This window comes from Streptosporangium sp. NPDC002721 (assembly GCF_042888905.1).
In the GTDB taxonomy this organism is placed as follows: domain Bacteria; phylum Actinomycetota; class Actinomycetes; order Streptosporangiales; family Streptosporangiaceae; genus Streptosporangium.
The window spans coordinates 152,380-168,207 of the sequence record NZ_JBIAQI010000009.1 but is presented as its reverse complement, the minus strand read 5'-3'; the positions used below and the strand labels follow the sequence as shown (position 1 = coordinate 168,207).

The window sequence follows — 15,828 nt, the reverse complement described above, 5'->3', positions numbered from 1 at the left end:
CCGCCGCCCCCGCGGACCGGCCACCCCGCCGCCCTCCCCCCGCGAGCCCGTGCGACCTCGCGGGGGGGGGGAGGGCGGCATCGCCATGCCCGGGCGTCGAGAACAATGGGGGGTTGACTTCCTCCCCACGACTGAAGCCACGGGGCTCCAACCCTCACGGGTCGGGTTTCCTGCTTCACCGCCGGTTGCCCGCCAGGAGGAAAACCCCCTTTGAGGTCTTACATCAGCTCCACAGGCGTTTTTTCTCTCCGCCAGCCCGGCGGCGAGGTTGGTGCAGGTCACGCGTGCGGCGGCTTGGTCATCGCCACCGTGCGAACATGCTAACGATCCGCATGACGCCTTGCCGCGTTTTCTCACTACACCTAAGGCGAGGGATCTCCACGCTGAAAGGAACACGATGAGCGACCTTCTGACGCTGAGCGAGGGCGCGGTGCTGACGCACCTCGCCACCCGGGCCGAGCTGGCGAGCGGGGTGCTGCCCGCCTCCGACGACCTGCGGCTGTGGGCCCGGCTGGCCGACGGCGAGGGGGTGCCGCTGGCGGGCGGCGGCCGGGTGCGCACCTCGCTCGACACCGGCGAACCCGTCCTGACCGGACCCGACGGCTGGCTCGACGGGGTGGAGCCCGAGCAGGTGATCGCGCTGCGCCTGCGCGGCGGCACCCTGGAGCTGTCGGTCACCGAGCTGGACGACGTCCCCGCCGAGCGGGCGGTGCGGGTCGTCCAGGAGTTCGGGGAGCAGGCGCTCGACGCGCTGCGCGCCTTCGCGGAGGGGCTGGAGCCCAGCCCCGGCGTGCCGGTCGACGTCGTGGTCCTGGAGCTGCTGATGAAGGCCCCCGAGACCTTTGCCGACCCGCTGCCGCCGCTGTCGCCGCTGCTGCGCAACGCCTCGCTGGAGCTGCGCGAGGGCCGGGTGGGCATCGTGGGCGCGCCGTGGGACACCGCGTCGGTCGCCGACCTGGCGCCGCTGGACATCATCAGGCTCGCCCTGGTGCGCAGCGCGCTGCGGACGTACGGCGAGGGCGCCGACCTCTCCAAGGCCGTCACCTACCTGTCGCGCTCGGAGGTGGTGCTCGCGAGGATCGCCGACGAGGTGGAGCGCGAGCCGCTCGGCCCGGCGCTGGTCGAGGCCCTGCCCCGCACCGAGCCGGCCGCGCTGCTGCTGGTCGCGAGGTCGGCCGAGGGCGAGGGCCGCTCGTTCGAGGCGTCCGGGCTGATCTCCGAGGTGCTCTCCCTCTCCCCCGGCATGGCACCGGCCGTGCGTGACGCCGCCGAGTACGCCGCGTGCCGCACCGACCCCGGCGCCCCGCTGCCCGAGCGGGCCGCGCACCTGTTCCGGCAGCTGCTCGCGTACGCCTACCGCCCGGCCCGCCGGCGGCTGATCGAGGACCTGGTCGCGCTGAGCGTCCGGGTGGCCGAGCCCGCCCTGGCCGACCTGGCGCTGTTCGAGAACGACGTCGTCGGCGAGTTCCTGGACGCGCGGGCCGAGTGGCTGCGCGACGACGAGGTGGAGCTGCTGGGGTCCTGGCGGCGGACGCCGCTGCGCCTGTGGGAGGTCCTCGGCGTGTCCGGGGACGAGATCACGGTCGCCGCCGCCTCCGGAGGCGAGGCCGGGGAGCGGGTGACGCTGGACGACGAGCTGCTCGCCGGGCAGGCGCTGCCCGGCGACCTGATGCTGACCAGGGTGCTGGACGACGGGACGGGGCCGCACGTGTTCGGCCACCCGTTCAAGGTCGACCCGGAGCGGAGGGAGGAGATGCTCGCACTGCTCACCGACCCGGTCGACCCCTACGCGGTGGCCGCCTTCTTCAGGCGCCCCCGGCGGGCACCCGGCGTCCCCGGCGCGGCGGGCACGGCGGACACGGCGGACGGGACGGACGGAGACGCCGGCCGCTGAGCGACTTCGCGCGAGCCGGAGGAGACCCGCGCGGCGGGCGGGTCTCCGGCGGCGAGGGCGAGGAGGCTCGTCAGAGGGTGCGCGGTCAAAAGGTAGGAGTCAGAGGGTGCGCAGGAAGGCGAGGCCCGCCGTGGCGAGGGCGTCCTGGGTGTCGGCCAGGGGGCGCCAGATCGAGGCGGCCGTGGCGATCGTCCGGTTGTGCGCGGTGAACGACTCGATGCAGAGCGGCCCCCGGTAGTCCACGGCGCGCAGGGCGGCGGCGAGGGCGGGCCAGTCCAGGTGGTCGGCGCCGGGCGCGCCCCGGTCGTTGGCGCAGACCTGCACGTGCGCGACCAGGTCCCCGGCCCGCCGTACGGCCCCCGCCGGGTCCCGCTCCTCGATGTTCATGTGGTAGACGTCCAGCGCGAGGCCGACGCCCGGGATCCCGCCGACCGCCTCGACGGCCTGCTCGACGGTGTTGATCAGACTGGTCTCGTAGCGGTTGAGCGGCTCGACGGCGACCGTCACCCCGCGCTCGGCCGCGTACTCGCCGACCGGGGCCAGGTTCTCTCGCAACTCGGCGTAGCAGGTCTTGCGCTCCTCGTCCGACATCCGCCAGGTCCGCCCCACCGAGGCGTAGGCGGGCCCGCCGATCACCGGGCTGCCCACCGCCACCGCGGCGTCCACACAGTCGCGCAGGTACTGCTGGGTGGCGGCGACCGTCCCCGCGTCCGCGCCGACCAGTTCCCTGCCCGGTGGCATGACGAGGACCACCGAGGCCCTCAGCCCGAGGTTCCCCAGCAGCTCGGCCGCCCACGCGGGGTCCCAGTCACCGGCCTGCTCCACCGGCAGCTCGATCGTGTCGAACCCCCAGGCGGCCACCTTCGGCGCCAGCCGGGCGAGATCCTCGTCCGTCAGTGGCGAGACCCACACCCACGTGTTGACCCCGATGGGGAACATCGGCAATCCCTTCCCTGCGTTCGGTGCGTTCGGTACGGGCCCGTCGTGAACCCGTGGACGTGCCGGTGGGCTCCGGGCACCACCACCCGGCGATGCCCGGAGCCCTGGTAGACCGGCCTTACTTGCCTTGCTCGCCTTACTTGCCGCCCCAGTTGGCGGGGAAGTCCGGCAGTTTCTCGCAGCCGCAGAGCGCGTAGTGCAGCGGCGGCATGTTGGGCTGCAGGTAGCTGTCCAGGTTCTCAGCGGTGATCTTGGGCTGCGGCAGCTTCCAGGTCTTGGGTACCTCCTCGCCCTTGAGAATCTTCAGGGCGGCGATGATCGGGGTGCGCCACTGGTAGGTGGGGTAGGTCGGCGCGATGGCGGTGAGGCCGCCGCTCTTCCACTTCTGCAGGAAGTCCTGCTGGTCCTCGCCGACGATCGCCGGCACCGGGACCCCGGCGTCCTCGAACGCCTCCACGGCCGCCACGGCGGTCGCGCCCGCGTCCATCCACACCCCGTCGATCTTGCCGTGCCGCTGGATGTAGTCGCTCACGATGCTCTTGGTCTTGGCGGCGTCGCCGTCGGTGAACTCCACCCCGACCACGTCCAGCTGGCTCTTGTCGAAGGTGACCTTCGCCGCCGACCAGCGGGTCTCCAGCACGTCGACGCCCGGCAGGATCCGCAGCGCGAGGACCTTGCCCCCGGCGGGCACCTTCTCCACCAGGAACTCCGCGCCGTCGGCGCCGAAGGCGTAGCCGCCGATGGGGTTGATGAACGTCACCGGGCAGTCGGTCTCCACGCCGCGGTCGAAGACGATCACCGGGACCTCGGGGCAGGCGCCCGTCACCGCGGGGGTGAGCGTCGCCGTGGTGTTGGGCGAGACGATCAGCGCGTCACAGCCCTTGCCGACCAGCTCGGCGATGTCGGAGATCTGCTTGTCGTCCTTGCCCTCCGCGTCGAGGGCGGTGAAATTCTTGATCTCCTTGTGCAGCGCCACCTCGGCCTGCATGGTCTTCCAGCCCACCTGCCGCCACGGGTTGTTCACGGCGGCGTTGGAGAAGCACAGGTCGTAGGGACCGTCCTTCTTGTACTTGGCCGTGTCCACCATCTCCGGGGCGATGGCCTGCTCCCACGGCTTGTCCGCGGGCCCCTCCGCGCTCTGGGTCCGCATGGCCAGCTGGGCGTCGTAGTCGGCCTGGACGAAGAACTTCGACTGCTCGCCGGTGTCGGGGGACGCCGCCGTCGAGGCCGCTGCGGACGTCTCGGGGGCGGCGCTGGAGGTCACCGGCTTGTCACTGGCACATCCCGCGGCGAGCAACATCGCGGAGACACCCGCGACGAGCACCGTTATCGGCCTGTTCAATGAAGGTCTCCTTCTTTTCTGGGGGGTGCGCTCAGACGCGTAACGCGCGCCTGAACGGAAGCCGTACGGCGCTCGCCGCGACCGCGGCGATGATGATCACGCCCTGGACCGCGAACTCCAGGGCCCCCGAGATCCCGTACAGGTTGAGCAGGGTGAACAGCGCTTCGAGGGTGAAGGCTCCGGCCATCGCGGCGACCACGGAGCCGCGCCCGCCGCCGAGCGCCACGCCGCCGAGGACGACGGCCGTGATGGCGGAGAACTCCAGCCCCTGCCCGACCTGGGCGGAGACCCCCGCGAAGCCGCCGAGCAGGATGCCCGCGACGGCCGCGGCCAGGCCGGACAGGACGAAGGCGGCGATCCGGGTCCGGTCGACCCGTACCCCCGACAGTCCGGCCGCGCGCTCGTTGTCGCCGGTGGCGATGAGCCGCTTGCCGAAGTCGGAGCGCATGAGGAGGATCGCCGCGGCGCCCGCGGCGAGGAGGATGAGCACCGACCAGGGCACCGGTCCGAGGTCCTTCCGGCCGAACATCCTGAACGTCTCCGACAGCGCGCCGCGCGGGGCGCCGCCGGTCCACAGGAACACCGCGCCGGACAGCACGAGCATCATGCCGAGCGTGGTGATGAACGACGGCACCCGCAGGCCGGTGGTGATGACCCCGTTGGCGAGCCCGACGAGCAGCCCGATCGCGATCAGCAGGGCGAGCACCGGCCAGGTCGCCTGCTCCTGCCCGTCGATCAGCCGGGCGGCCACCACGACCTGCACGGTGACCAGCGACCCGACCGACAGGTCGAACTCCCCGGAGACGATCACGAAGTACTGCCCGGCCGCCAGGATGACCAGCGGCGCGGCCCGCTTAAGGAAGGCGAGGAACCCGGCGGGCTCCAGGAAGAACGGGTTGGCCACCGCGATCAGCACCAGCAGCACCGCGAGCACGGCCAGGATCGGCCCCATGGACCTGAGGGCTCTCATCGGGATCGCCTCCGGGCGGTACGGCGAACGTGGACGGTCATCGCGATCGCCTCCGGGCGGTACGGCGGGCGTAGACGGCCACGGCGGCGACGATGACCACGCCCCGGACCACGTCCTTGAAGAACGCGTTGACCTCCAGCTGGTTGAAGACGCTGTCGAGCACGGCGAGCAGCAGTACCCCGCCGACCGTCCCCACGACGCCGCCCCTGCCTCCGGCCAGGGCCGTGCCGCCGAGGACCACCGCGGCGATCGACTCCAGGTCGTAGCCGCCGTCGGTGCCGACCGTGGGCGCGCCCGCGCCGAGCCTGCTCGCCAGCAGCAGCCCGGCGACGCCCGCGCAGACCGAGCACAGGACGTGCGCGGCGACGACGATCCTGCCGGTGCGCACCCCGGACAGCCGGGCCACCTCCTCGTCCCCGCCGACCGCGTAGATCCGATACCCGAGCCTCGTGCGGCGCAGCAGGAACCACACGGCGGCCGCGACGGCGGCCCAGAGCAGCGCGGAGACCGGGACCGGCCCGATCCTGTCGTAGCCGAGCCGCTGGAAGGACTCGGGCACGCTGCCCGCGGGCCCGTCGTAGAGGTGGTCCACGACCCCCTTGACGATCAGCGCCGTGCCGAGGGTGGCGATGAAGGCGTGGACGTGCAGCCGGGTGATGACCAGGCCGTTCACCAGCCCGATCAGCGCGCTCACCGCGAGCACCGCCGCGACCCCGGGGACGATCCCGCCGTCCTGCCCGGCCATGATCTCGGCCGCGACGAGCGAGGTGAGGCTGATCAGGTACGCGACCGACAGGTCCAGCGACCCGACCAGGATCGCCAGCGTCTGCCCCACCGCGACGATGCCCAGCGCGGCCGAACGCTGCTGGATGCCGACGACGGTCTCCAGCGTGAGGAAGTTCCCGCCGTCGAAGGCCACCAGCACCCATCCGACGAGCATGACCCCGACCAGGGCCAGGTAGATGACCTGGGTCGAGCCGATGCGTCCCGCCAGGGCGCGCCGCCCGCCGCCTTCCGGGGGGAGGGGGGCGGCGGGTCCCGCGGTGCCGGTCGCCGCCGCGGGCCGGGTTCCGCCGGTCATGGCGACACCTCACCGGCGGCCAGGCGCATCACGGCCTCCTCGGAGGAGCCCGCCGGGAGCGCCCCGGCGACGCGCCCGTCGCGCATCACGACGACGCGGTCGCTCATGCCGATCAGCTCGGGAAGCTCGGACGAGATCATCATGATCGCCATGCCGTCCTCCGCCAGGCCGCGCATCAGGTCGTGGATGGCGGCCTTGGCCCCCACGTCGACCCCGCGCGTGGGCTCGTCGAAGATCAGGACCTTCGGCGCCACGGTCATCCACTTGGCCAGCACGACCTTCTGCTGGTTGCCGCCGGACAGGTAGCGGACCTCCTGCTCGGGGCGCGGCGGCTGGAGCCGTACCGCCTCCAGGAGTTCGAGGACGCCGGTCCCGCCGGTCCCGCCGATCCGGCCGCCGCCCCCGATCCTGCGCACCGAGCGGGAGACCAGCAGGGCGTTGTCCCGTACGGACTGGCGCAGCGCGAGCCCCTCGGCCTTGCGGTCCTCGTTCACCAGGCCGATCCCGGCGGCCACGGCCTGCCGTACCGACACCGGCCGCAGCGGGGTCATCGTGCCGCGCGTGAACGGCTCGGCGCCGAAGAGGGCCTTGGCCAGCTCGGTGCGGCCCGAGCCCTGCAGGCCGGCCACCCCGAGGATCTCGCGTTCGCGCAGGTCGAGGTCGATCCCGTCGAGCACGGCGTTGCCGCCGCCGCGCACGCTGAGGCGTACCTCCCCCGGTTCGGCGTTCCTCGCGGGGAAGTAGGTGCCGAGGTCGCGGCCGACCATCAGCCTGACCAGCTCGTCAGAGGTGATCCCGGCGGTGTCGGTGGTCCTGACCAGCGCGCCGTCCTTCAGCACCGTCACCCGGGTGGACAGGTCGAAGACCTCCCTCAGCCGGTGGGAGATGTAGAGAACGGCGATCTTCCGCTCGCGCAGGCGGGCGACCAGCCGGTAGAGCAGTTCCACCTCGTGCTCGGCCAGCGCCGCCGTGGGCTCGTCCATCACGATGATGCGGGCGTCCTGGGAGAGCGCCTTGACGATCTCCACGACCTGCTGCTGGGCGATGGAGAGGTGGCGGACCAGGTCGCGGGAGGTGAAGGAGGTCTCGCCGAGTTCCTGGAGCAGCCGGGTGGTGGCGGTCTCCATCGCCTCCCTGTCGACCAGCCCCCGCCGGGCGGGCTCGCGGCCCAGGAAGACGTTCTCGGCGACGCTGCGCTCGGGCAGCAGGTTGAACTCCTGGTAGATGATCGCGACCCCGGCGCGCTGGGCCTCGACCGGGTGGGCGAAGGCGACCCGGTCGCCGTCGATCTCGACGGTTCCCTCGTCCGGGGCGTGCACCCCGGCGAGAACCTTCATCAGCGTGGACTTCCCGGCGCCGTTCTCCCCGACGACCGCGTGCACCTCTCCGGCGGCGACGTCCAGATCGACCCCGCTCAGTACACGAACCCCGAGAAAGCTCTTGGCGATACCGCGCATCCTCAGGATCATGAGGTGACCGTCCCGGCGCGCGGTCCGGTGGCGGGAGAACTCGTCAGGGGTGCCGGGGACGTCGAGGGCGTTGCGAGCACCGAGAGGGTTGGAAGCACCGAGGGCGTCGAGAGCCTCGGGGGCGTGGGAAGTGTCAAGGGCGCCAGGGGCGTCAAGGGCGTCAAGGGCGTCAAGGGCAGGGTGAACAGATCCGAAAAGCCGGTTCCGACGACACCGGACGGTAATCGATTCATCGGTAACGGCCCGATTTCCTCCATATTTCCGGATGCTAAAGCGCTCTTATGTCGATGGTCAAGCAAAAGCGTGTCACCATTTGGCATAATGGAGCAGATGGAGGACCTAAGTTGCTTTGACTCGGTGGAAACAAGGGGTGTTGACTGTGCGCATGCTTAGCGAAGCGAACGGTTCGATCGCCGGCGCGGGGGCGCTTCTGAACATCCTGCGAGACGGTCAGGCCAGAACGAGGGCCGAGTTGGTCCAGCTCACCGGACTGGCCAGATCCACCCTGGCCCAGCGTCTCGACGCGCTGCTGAGCCAGCAGTGGATCATCCCGACGGAGGAGGCCATCTCCTCGGGGGGCCGTCCGGCCATCGCCTTCACGTTCAACCGCACCGCCCGCGTCGTCCTCTCCGCCGACCTCGGCGCCACCCACGCGCGGGTGGCGGTCACCGACCTCGGCACCACGGTCCTCGCCGAGCGCGCGGCCGAGGTGTCGATAGATCGGGGCCCCGAGGAGACGCTCGGCTGGCTCCAGCGCACCTTCGAGGAGATGCTGGCCGAGACCGGCCACCGCCCCGACGAGATCTGCGGCATCGGCGTCGGCCTGCCCGGCCCCGTCGAGCACAGCTCCGGGCGACCGGTCAATCCGCCGATAATGCCGGGCTGGGACGGTTTCCCCGTCCCCGAATGGCTCGGCTCGCGCCTCGGCGCCCCCGTTCTCGTCGACAACGACGTGAACATCATGGCGCTGGGCGAGCACTGGGCCGCCCGCCCCGAGGCCGACCACCTCATCTTCGTCAAGATCGGCACCGGCATCGGCTGCGGCATCATCAGCGACCGCCGCCTGCACCGGGGCGCCCAGGGCGCGGCCGGCGACATCGGGCACATCCGGGTGGCGTCGGCCCTGGACACCGTCTGCCGCTGCGGCAACGTCGGCTGCCTGGAGGCCGTCGCCAGCGGCGCGGCCATGGCCGCCAAGCTGTCCGCCGACGGGGTGGGGGCCGAGGACAGCCGCGACGTGGTCCGCCTCGTACGCGGCGGCAACACCCACGCCGTCCAGCTCATCCGGCAGGCGGGCCGCGAGGTCGGCGACGTGCTCGCCTCGATCGTCAACTTCTTCAACCCCTCGGTGATAGTCGTCGGCGGCGACATCTCCGAGGCCGGGGAACAGGTGCTCGCCGGGCTCCGCGAGGTCATCTACAGCCGGTCGCTGCCCCTGGCCACCCAGCACCTGACGATCACCGCCAGCGAGCTGGGCGACCGCGCGGGCGTGATCGGCGCCGCCGTCATGGTCATCGAGCACGTGCTCGCCCCCGGCAGCGTCGACCGCTCCGTGTCCCTCCCCGCCACCTGACCGGTCCCGTCCGTCACCCCCTTCGACCGCGCCGGCCGGTGAACGGCGCTCGTGGCATACTCGTTCGACCATGAACGCCGAACCCGTGAGGACCGCTCGGCTCACGTTGGAGCCGCTGGCGGTGCACCACGCCGCGGAGATGGCCGAGGTGCTCGGTGACCCGGCCCTGCACGCCTTCATCGGCGGCTCGCCCGAGACCCTCGAGCGGCTCCGCGACCGCTACGCCCGCCTGGTCGCTCCCCCGCCGCCCGGCCGGGAGGAGTCGTGGCTCAACTGGGTGATCCGCCTCCACGCCCCGGCCGGCGGTTCGGACGGCGGCCCGGACGGCGCCTCGAACGACGGCTCGGACCGACTGGTCGGCTACGTCCAGGCGACCGTCACCCGTGACCACGCGACCGTGGCCTGGGTCGTGGGGACCCCCTGGCAGGGCCGGGGCATCGCCGGAGAGGCGGCGGTCGCACTCGTCGCCTGGCTCAGGGAGCACGGCACGACCACCGTCGTCGCCACCATCCATCCCGACCACTCCGCCTCCTCGGCGGTGGCCCGCCGCGCGGGCCTGGTACCGACCGGCGGCAGGGTGGACGGCGAGGTCGTCTGGAGATCCGGCTAGGTCCGGTGCCGGGCTTTCCCTCACGCGGAACCGGCCCGCGTCTGAGTAGGAACGCTCAAGGGGACTGAGTGCGCGAGCCCTCCCCGAGTTTCGCGATCTTCGAAATGCTCGGACCATGAAATGGTGGATCTTCCTGGTCGGGCTCGTCGCCACGGTGGTCGCGGCGTGGTTGCTCGTGTACGCCCACGTCCCGCTCTCCACGTTCCTGTCGCTCGGCCTCGGCGCGATCAGCCTCATCTGGCTGATCGTGCTCCTCACCCTGCCGTGGAACCTCTACTTCGGGGCACGCCAGGTGGTCCACGAGATCCACGTGTCCAGGGAACGTGGCATCGAGGTGCCCGAGGGGCACGAGGCGGAGGCTCTGGAGATCGCCCGGCGGATGCGCGGCTTCGCCATCGGCGGCCACGTCGTCTCGGCGGCGCTCCTGGCGGTCATCACCTACTTCTCCGGCGCCTCGGTGGGCTACTACTTCGCCGGGTTCTACCTGCTGAGCACCTGTTTCCGCCCGGCGGGCGCCTACCTGTCCCACCTTCGCGAGCGGGTCACCACGCTGATGAGCGAGGCTCGTCACCCTCGCGAGGACGTCGTCTCCCTCGTCGCCCGGGTGGACGGCCTGGCCGCCGAGGTGGCCGCGCTGACCGAGTCGGCCGAACGGCTCCGGGGCGTCACCGAGACGCTCGGCGCCGACCTGCGGAACGGCGACGAGGCCCTGGACCGCCGGATCACCGGCCTCGCCCGGCGTTTCGAGGACACGGTCGACGGTCTCACCGACAACCACGAGGTCATCACCGGGCTCAAGGCCTTCCTGCGCCTCGTCCGCGCCGACGCCGGCGGCCACGGCGGCCACAGCCACAGCCACGGCTGACCCTCACCCCGCTCACGCCGGAAAGCCCCGCTCACGCCGGGAAGCTCCGCGTACACCGGGAAGCTCCGCGTACACCGCGAAGCTCCGCTTACGGCGGGAAGGAGGACGCTCAGCGGGGGATCAGTTCCGGTGACTCGCTGAGCTCCCGCGCGAACCAGGTGATGGTGCGGCGCAGTCCCTCGATGAGGTCGATCCTCGGCTGCCAGTCCAGCGCGGAGACGGCGAGGGAGATGTCGGGGCGGCGGATCTCGGGGTCGTCGTCGGGGCGGTCGACGAAGCGGATCGGCGACTCCGAGCCGGTCAGGTGGCGGACCGTCTCGGCCAGGGCCAGCACGGTCAGTTCGGTGGGATTGCCGATGTTGACCGGGCCGGTGGCCTCGCTCCGGGCCAGGGCCACGATCCCCTCCACGGTGTCGTCGACGTAGCACACCGACCGGGTCTGCCCGCCGTCCCCGGCCACCGTGATCGGCTCGCCGCGCAGCGCCTGGCGTACGAAGGTGGGGATGGCCCGGCCGTCGTAGGGCCGCATCCTCGGCCCGTAGGTGTTGAAGATCCGCACGATCGCGGTGTCGGTGCCGTGGCAGGTGCGGTACGCGGTGGTCAGGGCCTCGGCGAACCGCTTGGCCTCGTCGTAGACGCTGCGCGGCCCGACCGGGTTGACGTTGCCCCAGTAGGTCTCGCGCTGCGGATGCTCCAGCGGGTCCCCGTAGATCTCGCTGGTGGAGGCCAGCACCAGCCGGGCCCCCTTCTCCCTGGCCAGTCCCAGGGCGTGCAGCGTGCCCAGGCTGCCAGCCTTCAACGTCTCGACCGGATGGCGCAGGTAGTCGACCGGCGAGGCCGGCGAGGCGAGGTGCAGCACCAGGTCCACCGCTCCCGGCACGTGCACGAAACCGGTCACGTCGGACTCCACCAGCCGGAAGGCCGGAAGCCCCACCAGGTGCCCGACGTTGCGCGGCGAACCGGTCAGGAAGTTGTCCAGGCAGATCACCTGCGCCCCCTCGGCCACCAGGCGCTCGCACAGATGCGACCCCACGAACCCGGCCCCGCCGGTCACCACCACCCGTCGCCCGTTCACCGCACACCCACCTCCGTCAACCGTGCCACGGCGTCCAGGACGTCCCGGACGCCGATCTCCAGCAGTCCCGGATCGGGCCGGTACCCGTAGGGGTCGCCGAGACCTCCGGCCCACAGGACGGTGTGCGGCCCCGACTCGGGAGGTCCCCACCGGGCGGGCGAGACAGGGCCGAACAGCACCACGGAGGGGGTGACGAAGGCCGCCGCCAGATGGGCCACACCGGTGTCACCGCAGATCAGCAGCCTGGCCCTCGCCACCAGCCCGGCCAGTTCGAGCGGCCCGGTGCGCCCGGCGAGCACGGACGTGGACGGCAGCCCGGCGAGCAGGGCCACCCGCTCGGCGAGGTCCCGCTCCCTCTCGCTGCCGGTGATCACGACCTCGTGCCCGCTGTCCCGCAGTTCGGCGGCCACGAGCGCGAACCGCTCCGGGGGCCAGCGCCGGGCCGGGTACGCGGCCCCCGGGTGGACGACGACCGGACGCGCCCCCTCGCCACCGGGGCGGGGGCGTTCCAGCTCCAGGTCGGCGGGGTCGGCCTCGATGCCGTACCAGCCGAGCAGGTCGCACCAGCGCCGCACCTCGTGCACGTCGTCCGGCCAGTCCGGTCCGTACGCGTCGGGGAAGGCGGGGTGCGCGTGGGTCAGCAGCCGCGCCGGGCCGGTGCGGTGGAGCGCGGCGACGCTGTGCGGGCCGCCCCCGTGCAGGTTGACGGCGACGTCGGCGCGACGGCCGAGCGGCGGCACGTGGCCGGGACCCGACACGTCGCACACCTCGTCCACCCCGCCGATCAGCGGCACCAGGGGCGTCAGTACGGAGGGCGCGGCCAGCACGATCCGGTGGCCGGGGTGGGAGCGCCGCAGGGCGCGCAGGGCCGGGACCGCGGTGAGCAGGTCCCCCAGCCCCAGCCCGCGCAGAACCACCATGAGCGGCCGGTCGTCCCGAGGTCCCGCGAGACCGGCGCCCTTCGGGGAGCTCGCGTGCTCCGGCACCGGAGGGATGCTCATGTGAGCGCCTCTTCCGTGAACGTCGTGAACGTCGGGGCGATCCTCATGTGACGGCCTCTCTCACGAACGTCAGGTGGTCGACCGCCTCGACGACCCGCGTGACCGGCACCGACGACAGGCACGGGTGACCGGCGACCGGGCAGGTGTGTGCCCGCGACGCCGCGCAGGGGGCCCGCTGGTCGCCGAGGACCACGGCCGGCACCCCGTACGGCGCCCAGCGCCCGGCGGGGACCACGGGGGCGAACAGGCTGACGACCGGCGTGCCGACCGCGGCCGCGAGGTGGGCGGGACCGGCGTCGGCGACGACCACCGCGCACGCTCCTTCGAGCACCGCGGCGAGCTCGGGAAAGGTCGTCCTGCCGCCCAGGTCGACGACGGACCTTCCCGGGTTCGCGCCCGCCCGCTCTCCACGTGTGGCCGAGGCGCCGTCCGGGCCCCGGCCGCCCGTCGCGGCGGACTGCCCGTCGACCCAGCCGTCGGTGAAGGTGGACTCGTCCGTCTCCTCCCAGCCGCGCAGGCGGACGGGACCGCCGCCCATCCAGCCGCCCGCGAAGAGGGGGCCGGGCGACAGGCCGTGCTGTCCGATCCCGGAGGCGATCCGCGCGGTGAGTCCCCGCTCGTCCTGGCCGCCGGTCACGACGACCCTGCGGCCCGAGCGGACCAGGTCGTGGACCGCGCGGGCCCAGCTCTCCTCCGGCCACGCCCTGGCCGGGGCCGACACCCCGGGGTGCAGGACCACGTAGCCCGGCGTCCCGGCGAGGTGGCCGACGTCGGGCAGCGGGCGTCGTACGGCGAGGGTGCCCGGGTCTCCCTCGGGAAGCTCGAATCCCGCCGCACGGGCGAGCCCGAGCATGCGTTCGGGCTCCGGTACGTCCACGTCCTCGTCGACGACGTGCCGGACGTCGAGCAGCGAGCCGGGGTAGTCGGCGGAGATCGCGGCGATCCTCTGCGTGCCCGCGAGCCTGAACAGCAGGGCCAGCGGAAGCGGCGACTGGTGGGACGAGGTGAGGATCACCGCCCGCTCGGGGGCCACGTCCCGGACGATCCGCAGCAGCCTGAGGACGTGCGGGCTGGTCACGGGCGGCGCGGCGGGGTCGATCCACGGGGTGCGCCACTCCACCACCCGCGACACCCCGGGCAGCAGCTCGGCGGCGGCCCGGCCGTGGGGCCCGGTGAGCAGCACGACCTGCCGCGCGCCCGCGGCCACCGCGCGGATCGCCGGTCCGGCCAGCAGGACGTCGCCCGCGTTGTCCACGCGGGCGACGAGGACGGTGCCGGTCACCACCGCTCCCCGGCGCCGGAAATCTTCCCGCCGACCACGGGACAGGCCGACGGATCATGAAATATCGCGTTTTCCCCGGGAAATCTCATGGTGCTCGGCCTCTCGTTCGATATCTAATGACTACCGAGAGGAGCGGCCACACAAACCGAAAAATCGTATATAAGCGCAGTTGAGAGGATTATGCGATTACTTTTATGACTACAAGTAATCGTTCCCAGGATTATCCGGTTCCCCCGCAGGGTAGCGAGGCGGGTCACCGCGACGGTGGATCTCCCGCGCGAGGCTCAGCGATCCCGAACCGGACCGAACCGGACCGAACCGAACCGGACAGAACCGGACCGGACCGGACGGCCGGGGATTCAGCCGGAGACGAGGTGGACGTTGGGCTCGCGGGCGCGGCCGGCCAGCTCGGGGATCTCCAGCACGGTCACCCCGGCCGCCGCGAGCTCCTCGGCGCCGTGGCAGTCGACGAAGACCAGCGGCTCGCGCCAGGCCATCACCACGCGCCGGACGCCGCTGTCCAGGATCAGGCGGGTGCAGGTCCTGGGACGCGACCTGCGCGCGCTGCACGGCTCCAGGCTGCTGTAGACCGTGGCCCCGGCCAGCCGGGGGTCGTCCGGGGAGATCTTGGCCAGCGCCGACTCCTCCGCGTGGACGTGAGGGTCGCCCTCCCGCGAGTATCCCCGGGAGATCTCCTCGCCGTCGGCGGAGACGACCACGGCACCGACCGAGAAGGCCGTCTCCGAGGGCGGGCACGACCTCGCCAGGTCGCACGCCAGTCCCAGCCAGTCGTGGTCGTCCATCCGGCCCTCCTCAGCTCAGCAGGTAGCGCAGGAGGGTGACGTCGCCCATCGCGCGGGCCTCCGCCAGCTCCATCCTGCGGTGGCGGTCGCGGGGGAAGTCGCCGCCCAGGACGAAGCGCGGGGCGGCGGGGTCGCCGACGAAGAACGGGGCGACGACGAGGTGGAGCTCGTCCACGAGGTCCTCCCCCAGGAAGCGGGTGTGGACGGAGCTGCCGCCCTCGACCATCAGGCGGCGCACCCCCCGCCCGCGCAGGTCTCGGAGGACGCGGCCCAGATCGACCGTGTCATCCCCACCCGGGCCGCCCGCGTCGACCACCTCGGCGGCCCCGCCGAGACGGCCGGCGAGCTTCGCCACGGCCGCCGGCGCGGCGTACACGAGCTTCTCCGCGTCACCGGCGGTGAAGAAGGCGGCGTCCGGGTCGAGGTCCCCGGAGGCGGTCAGCGTCACCTTCACCGGGGACGGCGGCAGGCCGCGCGCGGCCCGCTCCCGCCCGCGCTCCGCCGACCTGACCAGGAGCCGGGGATCGTCGCGGCGGACGGTGCCCGCCCCGACCAGGATCGCGTCACAGGTGGCGCGGACCGCGTCGACCCGGTCGAAGTCCTCGTCGTTGGAGAGCAGGAGCCGGTGCGGGGTGTTGTCGTCGATGTATCCGTCGACGGACATCGCGCAGCTCAGCAGCACGTACGGGCGCTCGCCCACCCCTCACCTCCCCGATCCGGCACCGGCCGATCGTAACAACCTCCCCCGGCCCGCTCGCGGCGACGTCCCGTCCCCGCCGCCGCACGCCCGGGACGCGGGTACGGGACGCCATTTTTACGTCATCCGTACGTCAACACTAATTCCTCGATTGTTTACCCTCTGTTAACCTAAAACTGAAGCTTTCCAATTGAAGGGCGATAAATGCGTGTGAGCTCGCCGAGCCG

General features: G+C 72.4%; 14 protein-coding genes. 4 read left to right on the top strand and 10 right to left on the bottom strand.

Annotated elements, in window-relative coordinates; genetic code table 11:
- Nucleotides 1-397 precede the first annotated feature (397 nt).
- Nucleotides 398-1,894 (top strand): hypothetical protein, encoded by a 1,497-nt coding sequence (locus ACFYWM_RS14600; protein ID WP_389914025.1) that lies wholly within the window; start codon nt 398-400, stop codon nt 1,892-1,894.
- A gap of 99 nt (nt 1,895-1,993) precedes the next feature.
- Here ACFYWM_RS14600 and ACFYWM_RS14595 read toward each other — a convergent pair whose 3' ends face one another.
- From ACFYWM_RS14595 to ACFYWM_RS14575, 5 genes are all read right to left on the bottom strand, one after another.
- Nucleotides 1,994-2,833, bottom strand: coding sequence for a sugar phosphate isomerase/epimerase family protein (locus ACFYWM_RS14595; protein ID WP_389914022.1), 840 nt, complete (start codon nt 2,831-2,833; stop codon nt 1,994-1,996).
- A 136-nt stretch (nt 2,834-2,969) separates the two neighbouring features.
- Nucleotides 2,970-4,175: a substrate-binding domain-containing protein gene (locus ACFYWM_RS14590; protein ID WP_389914019.1), complete on the bottom strand. Its 1,206-nt coding sequence runs from the start codon at nt 4,173-4,175 to the stop codon at nt 2,970-2,972.
- Nucleotides 4,176-4,206: 31 nt separating this feature from the next.
- On the bottom strand, nt 4,207-5,145 hold the full coding sequence (locus tag ACFYWM_RS14585) for an ABC transporter permease (RefSeq protein WP_389914016.1): 939 nt from the start codon (nt 5,143-5,145) through the stop codon (nt 4,207-4,209).
- A 37-nt stretch (nt 5,146-5,182) separates the two neighbouring features.
- Nucleotides 5,183-6,226 (bottom strand): ABC transporter permease, encoded by a 1,044-nt coding sequence (locus tag ACFYWM_RS14580; protein ID WP_389914014.1) that lies wholly within the window; start codon nt 6,224-6,226, stop codon nt 5,183-5,185.
- Nucleotides 6,223-7,683, bottom strand: a complete 1,461-nt coding sequence (locus ACFYWM_RS14575) for a sugar ABC transporter ATP-binding protein (protein ID WP_389914011.1) — start codon at nt 7,681-7,683, stop codon at nt 6,223-6,225. Before ACFYWM_RS14575 ends, ACFYWM_RS14580 begins: the two co-directional genes overlap by 4 nt.
- 397 nt (nt 7,684-8,080) lie before the next feature.
- On the opposite strand from ACFYWM_RS14575, the gene ACFYWM_RS14570 reads away from it, so the two are divergent.
- The 3 genes from ACFYWM_RS14570 to ACFYWM_RS14560 all read left to right on the top strand — a co-directional run bounded on the left by ACFYWM_RS14570 (nt 8,081) and on the right by ACFYWM_RS14560 (nt 10,743).
- Nucleotides 8,081-9,268, top strand: a complete 1,188-nt coding sequence (locus ACFYWM_RS14570) for an ROK family protein (RefSeq protein ID WP_389914008.1) — start codon at nt 8,081-8,083, stop codon at nt 9,266-9,268.
- 70 nt (nt 9,269-9,338) lie between these two features.
- The gene (locus tag ACFYWM_RS14565; protein WP_389914005.1) at nt 9,339-9,878 is read left to right on the top strand and encodes a GNAT family N-acetyltransferase; all 540 of its coding nucleotides are present in this window, start codon (nt 9,339-9,341) and stop codon (nt 9,876-9,878) included.
- A gap of 115 nt (nt 9,879-9,993) precedes the next feature.
- Nucleotides 9,994-10,743, top strand: a complete 750-nt coding sequence (locus ACFYWM_RS14560; protein WP_389914002.1) for a hypothetical protein — start codon at nt 9,994-9,996, stop codon at nt 10,741-10,743.
- A gap of 109 nt (nt 10,744-10,852) precedes the next feature.
- Here the strand turns inward: ACFYWM_RS14560 and ACFYWM_RS14555 are convergent, their stop codons facing one another.
- The 5 genes from ACFYWM_RS14555 to ACFYWM_RS14535 all read right to left on the bottom strand — a co-directional run bounded on the left by ACFYWM_RS14555 (nt 10,853) and on the right by ACFYWM_RS14535 (nt 15,604).
- Entirely contained in the window at nt 10,853-11,818 is a 966-nt protein-coding gene (locus ACFYWM_RS14555) for a UDP-glucuronic acid decarboxylase family protein (RefSeq protein WP_389913999.1), read from the bottom strand.
- A complete protein-coding gene (locus ACFYWM_RS14550; RefSeq protein WP_389913996.1) occupies nt 11,815-12,819 on the bottom strand; it encodes a glycosyltransferase family 9 protein in 1,005 nt (334 codons plus the stop codon). The genes ACFYWM_RS14555 and ACFYWM_RS14550 overlap by 4 nt, the downstream gene beginning before the upstream one ends.
- A gap of 43 nt (nt 12,820-12,862) precedes the next feature.
- Nucleotides 12,863-14,101 (bottom strand): glycosyltransferase family 9 protein, encoded by a 1,239-nt coding sequence (locus ACFYWM_RS14545; protein ID WP_389913993.1) that lies wholly within the window; start codon nt 14,099-14,101, stop codon nt 12,863-12,865.
- 359 nt (nt 14,102-14,460) lie between these two features.
- Complete coding sequence (locus tag ACFYWM_RS14540) at nt 14,461-14,904, bottom strand: dCMP deaminase (RefSeq protein ID WP_389913990.1); 444 nt, start codon at nt 14,902-14,904, stop codon at nt 14,461-14,463.
- Between the two features lie 10 nt (nt 14,905-14,914).
- Nucleotides 14,915-15,604, bottom strand: coding sequence for a RibD family protein (locus ACFYWM_RS14535; RefSeq protein WP_389913987.1), 690 nt, complete (start codon nt 15,602-15,604; stop codon nt 14,915-14,917).
- Nucleotides 15,605-15,828: the final 224 nt, after the last annotated feature.

What these genes read in the sequence shown, in the direction of transcription:
- ACFYWM_RS14600 (WP_389914025.1), top strand. Translation starts at nt 398, where the DNA reads ATGAGCGACCTTCTGACGCTGAGCGAGGGCGCGGTGCTGACGCACCTC.
- ACFYWM_RS14595 (WP_389914022.1), bottom strand. Translation starts at nt 2,833, where the DNA reads ATGTTCCCCATCGGGGTCAACACGTGGGTGTGGGTCTCGCCACTGACG.
- ACFYWM_RS14585 (WP_389914016.1), bottom strand. Translation starts at nt 5,145, where the DNA reads ATGAGAGCCCTCAGGTCCATGGGGCCGATCCTGGCCGTGCTCGCGGTG.
- ACFYWM_RS14580 (WP_389914014.1), bottom strand. Translation starts at nt 6,226, where the DNA reads ATGACCGGCGGAACCCGGCCCGCGGCGGCGACCGGCACCGCGGGACCC.
- ACFYWM_RS14575 (WP_389914011.1), bottom strand. Translation starts at nt 7,683, where the DNA reads ATGCGCGGTATCGCCAAGAGCTTTCTCGGGGTTCGTGTACTGAGCGGG.
- ACFYWM_RS14570 (WP_389914008.1), top strand. Translation starts at nt 8,081, where the DNA reads ATGCTTAGCGAAGCGAACGGTTCGATCGCCGGCGCGGGGGCGCTTCTG.
- ACFYWM_RS14565 (WP_389914005.1), top strand. Translation starts at nt 9,339, where the DNA reads ATGAACGCCGAACCCGTGAGGACCGCTCGGCTCACGTTGGAGCCGCTG.
- ACFYWM_RS14560 (WP_389914002.1), top strand. Translation starts at nt 9,994, where the DNA reads ATGAAATGGTGGATCTTCCTGGTCGGGCTCGTCGCCACGGTGGTCGCG.
- ACFYWM_RS14550 (WP_389913996.1), bottom strand. Translation starts at nt 12,819, where the DNA reads ATGAGCATCCCTCCGGTGCCGGAGCACGCGAGCTCCCCGAAGGGCGCC.
- ACFYWM_RS14540 (WP_389913990.1), bottom strand. Translation starts at nt 14,904, where the DNA reads ATGGACGACCACGACTGGCTGGGACTGGCGTGCGACCTGGCGAGGTCG.